This window comes from Peribacillus sp. SRI_006, assembly GCF_057586375.1.
Genome location: NZ_JBYCZT010000006.1, coordinates 196,585 through 208,923, shown reverse-complemented (window position 1 = coordinate 208,923; position 12,339 = coordinate 196,585). Strand labels below are relative to the sequence as shown.

Below are 12,339 nucleotides of genomic sequence, written 5' to 3'. Positions count from 1 at the left end.
GACAAGTATATGACAAGTGTCATGGCAGGGAATTGACGTTTATGACTATAGAAAATCGGTTATTATTACTATACTTAAAGAAGAGAAGTAAGCATAACCAATCCATTTAAACACTCCATTCTTATATATTATGAGGAGGAAATCATGAGTAATCATAATCATAATCATAATCAAAAACAATTGAGAAAAGATATTGCCCCTTTTGAAAAATCCAATACTAAATCAAGTGTGAAACAGCTTATAAATACATTTCCGCCATTTTTCCTGTTATGGTTTTTAGCTTATCAAAGCTTAACCATTTCATACTGGCTGACACTTGCATTTGCCGTCCTTGCTTCAGGATTCGTAGTCAGGATTTTCATCATTTTCCATGATTGCTGCCATCAATCGTTTTTCAAAAGCAGGAAAGCGAATAGCATCCTGGGTACAATCAGTGGGATCGTTACATTATTTCCGTATGAACAATGGAAGCATAGCCACTCCATACATCATGCAACAAGCAGTAATTTAAACAAACGTGGCACAGGGGATATTTGGATCATGACCGTTGATGAATATATCGCCGCTTCATTCTGGGGGCGTCTTGCTTACCGTTTATATAGAAATCCGATCGTCATGTTTGGATTGGGTCCATTTTATCTATTTCTTGTATCGAACCGTCTGAATAAAAAGGGCGCAAAAAAGAAAGAACGGATGAATACGTATTTGACAAATGCTGCAATCGTGGCAATTTATGGTCTTTTATGCTTGGCTATCGGATGGCAGGCATTCCTGATGATTCAGGTACCGATGCTTTTTGTAACGGGATCACTGGGTATCTGGCTGTTTTATGTACAGCATCAGTTCGAAGATTCTTATTTCGAAGAGGAATCTGAGTGGGATTACGTGAAGGCTGCCATTGATGGAAGTTCTTATTATAAACTTCCAAAGGTCTTGCAATGGGTGACCGGTAATATCGGTTTCCACCACGTGCATCACCTTAGTCCAAGAGTGCCAAACTATAACTTGGAAAAAGTACATGATTCCACCCTGCCATTGCAGCAGGCAACGACAATCACCCTTAGTTCAAGTTTAAAATCGCTTCGCTTCCGCCTTTATGATGGAGAAAACAAGACGTTTGTAAGTTTTAAAGAGATTAAGGAACGTCTAAATGAAACAAAATCCAAGGTGGAAATCAATCATAAACGTCCAAGTCTTCAAGAAAAATAAATAGTTCATCAAAAAACCATTCGATTTCCATTGGATGGTTTTTTGATGAAACTCCTTAGTATATACTAGGGTAAAAAGAAATAGAGGCGGCGCCATGCAAAGTTGGTATCATATCTTTCCGAAAAACACAGGGCTGAGCCCTTATGTCTGGATCATTTTTTGTATCCTTCCCTTTTATTTCATCTTCAAATCCTCTTCGATGTTGGAGATAGTCTTTGGAATCGTCATGATCATTTTGTTTTTCATATCATATGGTCTCTCATTCGTTTCGAAGGGATGGCCCGTATACGTATGGACGGCGATTCAAATAATCATTTCCATATCGATGACCATATTTTTCAGCTACATTTACTTTTCACTCTTTTTGGCATTCTTTATTGGGAATGTTCAAAATAAGGTTGGCTTTTTCGTATTATATTCAATCCAGCTATTGGCTACCATCGTGTCTGTCAATATTGGCTTCATCATGAAAGACCCTACCTTCTTTTCGCAATTTCCCTTTATGCTCATTTGTGTGGTAGGCGTGATCCTTCTCCCTTTCAACACGTATAATCGGAACAAACGGGGTATGCTGGAAGAACAATTGGAGGATGCCCATAAACGAATATCAGAGCTTGGCAAAATGGAAGAACGTCAGCGGATTGCCCGTGACTTACATGATACACTTGGACAAAAGCTGTCTTTGATTGGTTTGAAAAGTGACCTTGCAGGGAAATTGATCGATTTGAATCCGGAGACGGCCAAGAAGGAAATCAAGGATATCCGGCAAACGGCGAGGACGGCACTCAAGGAAGTTCGTGAAATGGTGTCGGAAATGCGTGGGGCGAAGCTAAGCGATGAAATCATCCGGGTCAAGCAAATATTGAAAGCGGCAGAGATAGAATTCAAGTTGGAAGGCAACGCGGAATTGCGAGATACCCCATTGCTTGTTGAAACGGTTTTGAGCATGTGCTTGAAGGAAGCTGTGACCAATATCGTCAAACATAGCAGGGCCGACTGCTGTCATATCGTCATCGAAGAATTACAAACAGGGGTGACGATTAAAGTACAGGATAATGGAGTGGGACTTTCACATCGATCAGAGTATATTAAAGGAAATGGACTTCAAGGAATGAAAGAAAGGCTTGAATTCGTTAATGGAAGCCTGGATATTCAATCAACAGATGGAACGACACTGTATATAAGGGTTCCGAATGCTATAAAAAATAATGGATAGGTGGGATTAACCTTGATTCGAATCGTAATTGCCGAAGATCAGCGGATGCTGCTTGGCGCTTTAGGTTCCATCCTTGATTTGGAAAGTGACATGGAAGTTGTCGGAAAAGCGAGCAATGGGGAAGAAGCAATGAATCTCGTCAATCAATTAAAGCCGGATATCTGCATAACCGATATTGAAATGCCAGTTAAAACCGGGCTCGATGTAGCGGAGGAGATCAAGGATCAGGGCCACCAATGCAAAGTCATCATTTTGACTACCTTTGCACGTCCTGGGTATTTTGAAAGAGCCAGAAAGGCCGAGGTAGGCGGATATCTTCTCAAGGATAGCCCTAGTGAGGAACTGGCGAACTCGATCCGTGTCATCATGGATGGGCGGCGCATTTATGCTCCTGAGCTGGTGGATATGGCTTTCGAAGAAGAAAACCCTTTGACTGAACGAGAGTGCCAAGTGCTCAAATTGATCGCGGATGGAAAGACCACAAAAGAAATCGCAAGCCAGCTTTATCTGACTAATGGAACGGTTCGTAATTATATATCGGTCATCCTTGATAAATTGGATGTAAGCAACCGCGTCGAAGCGATTGTAAGATTCAAGGAAAAGGGCTGGTCAAAGGATTGAACAAAGCGTAAATCCCTGGAGGCTTCGCAAATCAAAAAAGCAAAGTGTCAGGATTGAAATATATTACATAAGGAAAGAGGATGACCATTATGCAAAAGGCTACATTTGCTGGAGGCTGTTTCTGGTGCATGGTGACACCATTTGAAGAACAACCGGGAATTGGGGGGATCGTATCCGGTTATACGGGAGGACATGTTGAAAACCCGACTTACGAGGAAGTGAAGACGGGAACTACGGGGCATTATGAAGTCGTGGAAATCACGTACGATCCTCAGTTATTTCCTTATGAAAGATTGCTGGAACTATATTGGCAGCAAATCGATCCAACCGACGATGGCGGTCAATTCCATGACAGAGGAAGCCAGTATCGGACGGCCATCTTCTATCATGATGAAGCTCAAGAAAAACTGGCCCTTGAAGCGAAAGAAAAGGTAGCGGCCAGCGGGAAGTTCCAGAAACCAATCGTAACGGAAATCCTTCCGGCCCAAACCTTTTACCCTGCCGAAGAGTACCATCAAGGCTATCATAAAAAAAACAAAGATGATTATAAAGCGGACCGTGCGAAATCGGGACGCGATGAATTCATTGGCCAGCATTGGAACGGTAAATGAAATGGATCGGGTGTGTTTTCACATCCGGTTCTTTTTATTGTCCTTTTAAAGGTACAAAAATTAAATTCATCATTTCATCGGATTTTTATGCGGAGGGGTCAATTTCTCATGATATTTTCATATTTCTTCAGTACACTAAGGGGTAGGTGGTGATGATCATGAATAAGAGAATTTTAATAATAGAAGATGAAGAAAAAATAGCGAGGGTCCTTCAGCTGGAACTTAATCATGAGGGTTATCAAACAGAATCGGCATTTACGGGAAAGGCAGGTCTGGAAAGGGCGGAAGCCGAAGAGTGGGATTTAATCTTATTGGATGTGATGCTGCCCGAGTTGAATGGCATAGAGGTACTTAGGCGTTACCGGAAAAAGAATGGATCGACACCGGTCATCCTTCTGACCGCAAGGGATGCTGTGCCAGACAAGGTGAATGGTCTGGACCATGGCGCGAATGATTATGTAACGAAGCCGTTTGAAATTGAAGAGCTGCTGGCACGGATCCGTGCTTGTTTTCGTACCAATGTAAGGGTGAGCCTATCAGAAGGGGAAGTGGATGAACTGAAGATCCACGATCTGAAGCTGAACCTTGGGACTAGGGACATTCACAGGCAAGGCAATAGGATTGAGCTGACATCACGCGAGTTCGATTTGCTGGTTTATCTTTTGCAAAATAAAAATCAAGTACTTTCAAGGGAGCAAATCCTGACACATGTATGGGGATATGACTTCGCAGGGGATACGAATGTGGTTGATGTGTATATCCGTTATTTGCGCAAAAAGATAGATTATCCCTTTGAGCTGCAGCTCATCCATACTTACCGCGGGGTAGGTTACAGCCTGAAGGAGCCAGTATGAAGATTCGGACGAAAATCCAATCGTATTCCAGTCTTTTTTTAAGCGTCATGCTCATATTGTTGAGTATCATCGTTTTAATCGCCTTCCTTTGGATATCGTTAGAGAGGGAACGGGATCTGCTTGAAGATCAAGCTTCATTAATCGAAGAAAATATCCTGACGAAAGATTTGATTTCCGGTGATTCCGATTTAATGGAGCCGTATATCCCGGACGATGGAATGGTGCGGATATTCGACACGGATGGAAGGCTGGTTAAATCATTTACGGATGAAGAGGACCTCAAGGGGCTTGCGGTTAAATCCATTAACGAGAAAGGATATGATTTTGCCAAAGCTGACGGTGAATATGTATTGACCTACCGTTATCCTTATCCTGATGAGGGGAAGAAACTGGGGATGATAGAGGTCACACAGCCGCAGGATACCCTCCTTGATAATTTATCGACGCTTGCCCTCGTTTTGGGCGGTTCATCTCTTTTTGTCATTCTGTTATCGATTCTTGCCGGTAAGTGGCTGGCCAACCTGATCCTCAAACCGATATCGGTCATGAGCGGAACGATGAAGGATATTGAGAAAAGCGGGGAATTCAAACGAATACCGCTATCGGATCAATCGAAGGACGAGCTGCAGGTGATGGGAGCGGCATTCAACAGGATGATGGAAAGGCTGGAGCGGAATTATAACCAACAGCAGCAATTCCTTTCAGATGCCTCACATGAATTGAAAACCCCGATTACGGTCATCGAAAGCTACTCCTCTCTATTGAAACGCTGGGGAATGAAGGATCAGGCGATTCAGGAAGAGGCAGTGGAGGCAATCCATCATGAAGCCGTCCGGATGAAAAAGCTGACGGAACATCTTCTGCAGTCAGCTTCCCAAACGGAATCTTCAGAAGATGTGGAAGGGAAAATAGAACTCATTTCGTTTTGTGAAGGGATTGCCCAAACATTCAGAAGGACGGGAAACCGTGAAATAACGATAGAGTCAGAGTTTAAGGAAATCTATGCAATGACCATTTCCAGTAAGCTTGAACAGGTGATAGTCATCCTATTGGACAATGCAATGAAATATAGTGAATCAGGCATACAGATCATGATAAAACGGCAGGATAATGAAATTGTCATCGGTGTGAAAGATCACGGCGGAGGGATATCACCAGAACATCTCCCACATGTATTTGACCGTTTTTATCGCGTTGATTCATCAAGGGCAAGGAAAACGGGAGGCAATGGGCTCGGGCTATCCATCGCCCGGACGCTTGTCGAGTCATTCGACGGTAAATTGGAGATTCAAAGCGAGGTGGGGGAGGGAACGTTGGTGACTCTTACTCTTTCTCATCAAATTCTAATCTAACGCTCATGTTCATTTCATGAAGGGTGCTTATTATAAGGGTAACAACTTAAAGGAGGAATCATTCATGAAAAAACAGTGGAGTACGATTAAAGAAGGTATCATTCAAAGGAAAAAGGTAATCATGACAGTGTCCATAGCGTCCGTATTGCTTTTCGGCGGTGCTGCTGGAACCGCGGTATATGCAGTCAATAAGGGGAACCTTTCCGAGGATGAGGCTATCAAAATGATTTCAGAAAAACTAGGCGGGGAAGTTACTCAATTTGAAAAGGATTGGGACCAGCCGATGACCTATGAAATGACCGTAAAAACGAAAGAAGGCTATCAAGAGGTTGACGTTGATGCTGAAAAAGGAGAGATTCTTTCTCAGGAGATGGAAGACGGTGACGATGAGGATATGAGCACTCAACAAGCCGTGGAAACTGCAAAAGTCAGCAGTGATCAAGCTGAAAAGATTGCCTTGAAAGCGGTGGATGGTCAAGTAACGGATATGGAGCTGGATTCAGAGAATGGCACCCTTGTGTACGAGCTGGAAATAAAACAAGGACTAAAGGAATATGATGTAGTGGTGGATGCCACCACGGGAAAAGTATTGAAAAACCAATTGGATGATTAATCATATGTCATGTCGACAGTAATCCATGATATATGGAGATTGAAATGTATGAAAGGATTTGCCGGGAGGCAGATCCTTTTTTTATTTGCCAAGACAGTCGGGGAAGTGAAGCTTCCAAATCCTTAACAACATATTAGTTCCTGGCTGCAGCATTGTTGGGAGATGGGCTGTTTATACATATAAGAAGGAATTGAAAAGAAGAATCGCGAATAGGGGCATTAAGGAATCATATACAATGGAGGAATGACAATGAGAAATTTGGAGAGGGCCCTGTTCTTAAGGGAAAAGAAGGAATTCGAAAAATCCAATCGTATATTGATGGATCTGGCAAAGCAAAATCCCGGTAATGCAGTCATACAGTATCAGTGTGCCTGGAGTTTGGATATTCTCGGACTTGAGGTAAATGCGGTGCCCTATTATGAAGCGGCACTCGAATTAGGTTTGCCGGAGGAGGATGTAAAAGGGGCCTACCTCGGGTTGGGGAGCACATATCGCACCATAGGGGAATATGAAAAATCAAGACGGACATTGGAATCCGGACTGGCGAAGTTTCCTGGGGATAAGGCTTTATTGGTATTCAGGGCCATGGCATTTTATAATTTGGGCCAACATGATCTTGCGATGGAATCTCTTTTGAAGATCATTGCCGAAACCTCGAGGGATCAAGAAATACAATCTTATGCTAAGGCGATAGAATTTTATAGTGATAAACTGGATAAAGTTTTCACATAAAATCGTGCTCATCCCCAAACTATCCACAAACCTGTATAAAACCAGTCATTTTTACATAGCCGAAATGAATGAATCAACAAATTTGATGGGGAAATTCTTGCTTTAGCCACTTTTACGGATAAATGAATGTGGATAACCTCGGATTGTGGATAACTTTCCGGTGTTATTCACTACTTTTCCACAGGTAATCCACATATTCACCTTTAATATGAAAAAAACACTGGCGATTAAGTCTCCAGGAATTTTTTATTGTAATGACTTAAGGCTAAAAGGGGATAAATATAGCGATAGCTATGATAATGGATATACAAAAAATCCGCCATTCCCTGGCCTGCAGGATAATCATTGGTCCAGCTTTCTTGTTGACCTGCACGGATGAGGTAGGCAATGCCTTTTTCAATCTCGGCTGTCGGCTTTTCTGATGCCGATATCAACGCATCCACAGCCCAGGCTGTATGTGTCAGTGTGCTTGTTCCGAGGGGGATATATCGTTGCTTGATATCACTGTAACAAGATTCACCCCAGCCGCCATCTTCATTTTGAATTTTCTTCAACCAAGTTAAGGCTTTTTGGATGGATGGATGTCCAGTGGCTTGCCCTGCTGCCTTCATGCCGGTCAGTGCAGACCATGTGCCATATAGATAGCAGATGCCCCAGCGCCCATACCAGGAGCCATCACGCTTCTGGTCTTCCAATAGCCAATCCACCGCTCTTTTACTGACTTCTTCCGGCTTTTTCATATTTGTATAGTTCCCCAGGAATTCCAGCGTCCTTCCTGTCAGATCAGCGGTGGAAGGGTCAGTCAGGAGATATCTCGAACCCTCTATGGGAAGAAGCTGCAGCCATTTATGGTCGTTATTCCGTTCGAAGGCTGGAAATCCACCATCATCATTTTGCATGGAAATCGTGAAGGCGACACCGCGCTGCCAGCTGTCCCGATTATCCGGTTTCGCTTGCAATTGCTTTGCCAGCGCCCGCAGTGAGGCGGTCGTATCATCGACATCCGGATTCATGGTATTCAAATCCGAGAACCCCCAGCCGCCAGGAATTGCATCAGGATTATGGATCAGCCAATCTCCATACATATAATGCTGGCGTGACAGTAAGTACTGATTGGCGGCCTTGACCGTTTTGTCTTTGAAAGGCATTCCCGCTTCTTGAAGGGCGTAGCTTATTAAGGAGGTATTCCAAACATGGGGCGTCGTGAACTGGATATGTGTGTGTCCCTCAATGGAGCAGGCCATCCCCTTCAGACCGGCAATGGCCCTTAGAATCACTGGATCTCTTTTCGAATATCCAATTGAAAGGAGGGCAAAGATCATGAAAAAGGTAGAGCCGAAATAATTGTACAGTGTCCCGTCTGGTTCCAGCCTGTCGAGCATGAACCTTTTCGTTGAATCCAAGGCCAAGGAATGCAAATAATCCGGATAACCAATCAAGGTTTTGACTCCTGTTTGAAGTTTGGAGAAGAAGGAACGATATTTTTCGGTACGGTATTCTTCCCACACTTGCTCTTCGGAACTGTCCTCCCTTGTTTGGAATAAATCTTTTAAACTTGGCGTGTCCGGAGTCGTGATCTGAAACTTTTTATGGCCCAGCAATAGCAATGGAATCATATTGACCCGCCCATAAACGGAAAGGTCATATATGCTGACGAAAAAGGTCGGAGGCAGTAAGACCACTTCGAGTGGAATGGGGAATAGGCGCGGCCATTGATATTGTCCGGTGACAGTAAGCATCATTTTCGTTAACATTTTGGCCTGTTTGATGCCGCCCTTGGAAAGAATGAATTGTTTGGCCTTCCTCATATGCGGATGATTCTTATTGCGGAGTCCGCTAAAAAGAAGGCCATAGTAAGCCTCGATCGTAGCCGTAACATTGCCGTCCTTCTCATCTTGGAATAGTTTCCATGACCCTTTTTCCGTTTGCTTGCTTTCGATTCTTTTTACTAAAGCCTCTATAAGAGGAGTATCTTCCATATCTAGAATTTTCAATAATATGATCATATAGGCATCTGCTGTTACCCCGGTGTCAAAGGGATAATTCCACGAACCATCAGCGGATTGGTCTTGTTTCAAGCGATGAACAAGGCGATTGATTTCCGATTGTACATCTTGGTTCAATGACTTTCCTCCTCTAAAAACACATTTCCGTTTATATGTATATTCAAAACTTGTCGTTGCATTCAAGAAATCATGTCAGGCGCATCGTCCCACAAGAATAAAGGAGGGGGAACTAAAAACGCTTTGGCAATGAAAGCTGCCAAAGCGTCATTTGGATCCTATCAGTAGTTCGGTTTGATTCAAAGAAGGTATGTCTTTAAATCACCTAACCCGAATTATGCGAGGAATTCGGGTTAGGTATATTGCTACCAGATATACTGATTTTCTTCTACTCGAATTCTTATGTTCATTAACAAGGACATTCATCAATACCAAATGGATAGATCAATTCCGGTTCTATACCTAAATTCCCATAAAAATGCTGTTCTATAAAATGTTTAATATTTATTAATTCTGAAGGGGTGGGAAAGGACGATACTTGAATGGTAGGGATGTGCTCAATTGGCATATTTTTATGATCACCAATATCGGTAGAAATGAGCAGATCAAACTCCTCATATTTGAAGAGCAAATCAATACTGGATGGATCCAATGTTGAGATAGCCACTTTATTACCATAGTGATATTTTAATACTTCCCTAATATAATCTTTTTCGTTATAAGTTCTGCACATTAATGCAACCTGTATTGTATGTTGATTCCGTTTTCTCAAGACAACAGACTGTAGAAGTGAAAATATCTCTAAAACATCAAGTTTCTTAATCGTTAAAGGCACTGAAGAAAAACTTTCAATTGCCAGTTCCTCAATTACCTGGAAAATCGGATTTGTTTCAAAATATGGAAGGAACTGCAACATTGAATTTCCTGCACTTTCCGTTTCAAATTCAGTTTCAACTTGTATCCTTTTTAATGTTTGGGATAAATGAAATAAAAAAATATCATCTTGTGATAGATTAAAACCAACATATTTAGAAAGACATTTTAAAAATTTAACCAAGGGAAAACCTCTTTTACTCCTCATTCTTTTTTTAATATAATTAATGTACTGTGATCTATTTAATGGTCGTTCCTCACTCATGATATAAATGGAAAAGAAGAGAATTTCCTGTAGTTGAATATCTCTTGTCGGGCATTTGGCCATATATTTTACCAATTCTTTCGAGAGCTCAAAATATTTACTACCCTCGTAAGTATTTATTAGATTTTTAGGAAATGAGATATAATGCCCCATGGAGACACGAAAATTTGATATAAATAAAATCATTGTTAATCGCTGTAAGGCACCTGTTCTGCAAGACATTGAATATTTTGAAAACAGCTGTAATAAATCTGTTTGAAATTTTATCGTATCGATTGAATCATCTTTAATGGTACTGGCTTCAACTGACATAAAGTCCAAATATTGCGTGATGAATCTTCTAATCTTTTTTTCATCCCCTATGACTTTAAAGGGGCTTGCAGTTAATGTAACACCTGCCTCACTTACAACCTCTTGTAATTTTTCAAGGTGACGGTATGCAGTGGAACGACTAATATAAACCGCTTGGGATATCTGGGGAATATCAACACCATCGTTCAAAAGAATTAACTTTAATGTGTGTAAATAGGAATTCTTTTCTCTTATTTGTGTTAATAAACTTTCTAATGTACCATTTTCAGGTTTAATTAGACGAACTCCAAGGTTTTCATTTTTTTTCAAAATCCATCCGTCAGGGAAAATAGACTCCAGGATTTCTAAATCACGCCAAATAGTACTTCTTGAATACTCTGTTTTCTCGGATAATTCAGCTATACTAATCCATTTGTTACTATTAAGTAAATGAAAGATCAAGTCTGAATAACGTTTATAAAATCGATTCATATTATCACCTATTTCGTAATCGATCATAGCCTATTCCTAAACCTAAGACTACAAAAGGATTCTCATTTTATTTTCCCTGTTTAAGGAATTTACATTATTAACTTAGAATATTTACATCGATCTCTTATTGGTAGTAACTAAGTCCCGTTTTTTTAATAATACCTTTTCTCTTTGGGTGATATTCAGAAAATCAGAAAAAATAATCCCACTTTTGGCATACACCCCGTTATTTAAGGTATTAACTTAGAATCATCCCCAACTTTTAAGAAGATGGTGATCATGACCGAATGTGTAGCAAAAAGCACTTACATAAAGTAAGTGCTCAAATAGTCTTTTCTTTTTTTGTGGCCTGTTAAAGAGTAGGCAGGTGATTGTTACATGATTTCAACCATTAACTTTCGTAGTTAAAAGTCCTGATCTATTATTAAATTTTGACCCAGTTATTTTTAATCGCATGGATAACTGCTTCAGTACGGTCATTTACTTTTACTTTTTGGAGTATTCTGCTGACATGATTTGTTACAGTCTTTTCACTAATGAAAAGTGCTTCACCGATCTGGGAATTGCTTTTTCCATCTGTAAGCAATTGAAGGACTTCACATTCGCGATTCGTTAGCAGGTGGAGAGGGCGACAAAGCTTAAGAGATTGCTCAAAATCTTCATCTTCTCTTAAGTGTTTTTCAGCTAATTTTCGATATTCATTCAGGATATTGCTGATTACCTTTGGATGCAAATAAGAACCGCCCTCCGCAACAAGATGAACAGCATCAATAAGTTCACTTGCGCTCATCTCTTTAAGCAGATAACCTATTGCACCGCTTTGAAGTGCTTCGGTTACATAATGTTCATCTTCACTTATGGATAAGATCATTACTTTTGTATTGGGGTTATTTTCGATTAGCCTGCGTGTTGCTTCGAGTCCATTCATTAGTGGCATACTGATATCGATTATGAAAATGTCTGGCTTATATTCTTTTTCAATAGAAGCTACTTCGATACCATCTACACCTTCGGCAATAACTTGGAAAGATTTTTCAATTTCAAGGATTCGTTTAAACCCTTCTCGGAAAAGTTGATGATCATCTATAATCGCAATTGTGGTAGTCATTTAGGCAGCTCCTCCTACCCTTCTAATTTTCTATATTATTAAAACGTTTATTAAACCTATTCGTAAAAATGAAAGGAAGCAAGTATACGAATTGTCCTA

11 protein-coding genes are annotated in these 12,339 nt (G+C 41.0%); 8 read left to right on the top strand and 3 right to left on the bottom strand.

Annotated features, from left to right (window positions below; genetic code table 11):
- Positions 1-144 precede the first annotated feature (144 nt).
- The 8 genes from desA (at position 145) to AC2YHV_RS10660 (ending at position 7,208) form a co-directional block, all read left to right on the top strand.
- Positions 145-1,209: a Delta(5) desaturase DesA gene (gene desA, locus AC2YHV_RS10695; protein WP_400450135.1), complete on the top strand. Its 1,065-nt coding sequence runs from the start codon at positions 145-147 to the stop codon at positions 1,207-1,209.
- A gap of 94 nt (positions 1,210-1,303) precedes the next feature.
- On the top strand, positions 1,304-2,425 hold the full coding sequence (locus tag AC2YHV_RS10690; RefSeq protein ID WP_487373181.1) for a sensor histidine kinase: 1,122 nt from the start codon (positions 1,304-1,306) through the stop codon (positions 2,423-2,425).
- Between the two features lie 12 nt (positions 2,426-2,437).
- Positions 2,438-3,046, top strand: a complete 609-nt coding sequence (locus AC2YHV_RS10685; protein WP_057278094.1) for a response regulator transcription factor — start codon at positions 2,438-2,440, stop codon at positions 3,044-3,046.
- Positions 3,047-3,135: 89 nt separating this feature from the next.
- Positions 3,136-3,657 carry a peptide-methionine (S)-S-oxide reductase MsrA gene (gene msrA / locus AC2YHV_RS10680; protein WP_487373180.1) on the top strand — a complete coding sequence of 174 codons (522 nt, stop codon included), beginning with the start codon at positions 3,136-3,138 and terminating at the stop codon, positions 3,655-3,657.
- Between the two features lie 158 nt (positions 3,658-3,815).
- A complete protein-coding gene (locus AC2YHV_RS10675) occupies positions 3,816-4,511 on the top strand; it encodes a response regulator transcription factor (protein WP_098185595.1) in 696 nt (231 codons plus the stop codon).
- Positions 4,508-5,863 carry a sensor histidine kinase gene (locus AC2YHV_RS10670; protein WP_487373179.1) on the top strand — a complete coding sequence of 452 codons (1,356 nt, stop codon included), beginning with the start codon at positions 4,508-4,510 and terminating at the stop codon, positions 5,861-5,863. Before AC2YHV_RS10675 ends, AC2YHV_RS10670 begins: the two co-directional genes overlap by 4 nt.
- Before the next feature lie 64 nt (positions 5,864-5,927).
- Complete coding sequence (locus AC2YHV_RS10665) at positions 5,928-6,476, top strand: PepSY domain-containing protein (RefSeq protein WP_487373178.1); 549 nt, start codon at positions 5,928-5,930, stop codon at positions 6,474-6,476.
- Positions 6,477-6,725: 249 nt separating this feature from the next.
- Positions 6,726-7,208, top strand: coding sequence for a tetratricopeptide repeat protein (locus AC2YHV_RS10660; RefSeq protein WP_487373177.1), 483 nt, complete (start codon positions 6,726-6,728; stop codon positions 7,206-7,208).
- A 227-nt stretch (positions 7,209-7,435) separates the two neighbouring features.
- Here AC2YHV_RS10660 and shc read toward each other — a convergent pair whose 3' ends face one another.
- The 3 genes from shc to AC2YHV_RS10645 form a co-directional block, all read right to left on the bottom strand.
- Positions 7,436-9,331: a squalene--hopene cyclase gene (gene shc / locus AC2YHV_RS10655; protein ID WP_487373176.1), complete on the bottom strand. Its 1,896-nt coding sequence runs from the start codon at positions 9,329-9,331 to the stop codon at positions 7,436-7,438.
- Between the two features lie 289 nt (positions 9,332-9,620).
- Complete coding sequence (locus AC2YHV_RS10650) at positions 9,621-11,159, bottom strand: AcpB/EbpR/MafR family transcriptional regulator (RefSeq protein ID WP_487373175.1); 1,539 nt, start codon at positions 11,157-11,159, stop codon at positions 9,621-9,623.
- Positions 11,160-11,556: 397 nt separating this feature from the next.
- A complete protein-coding gene (locus AC2YHV_RS10645; protein WP_268936054.1) occupies positions 11,557-12,240 on the bottom strand; it encodes a response regulator in 684 nt (227 codons plus the stop codon).
- Positions 12,241-12,339 lie beyond the last annotated feature (99 nt).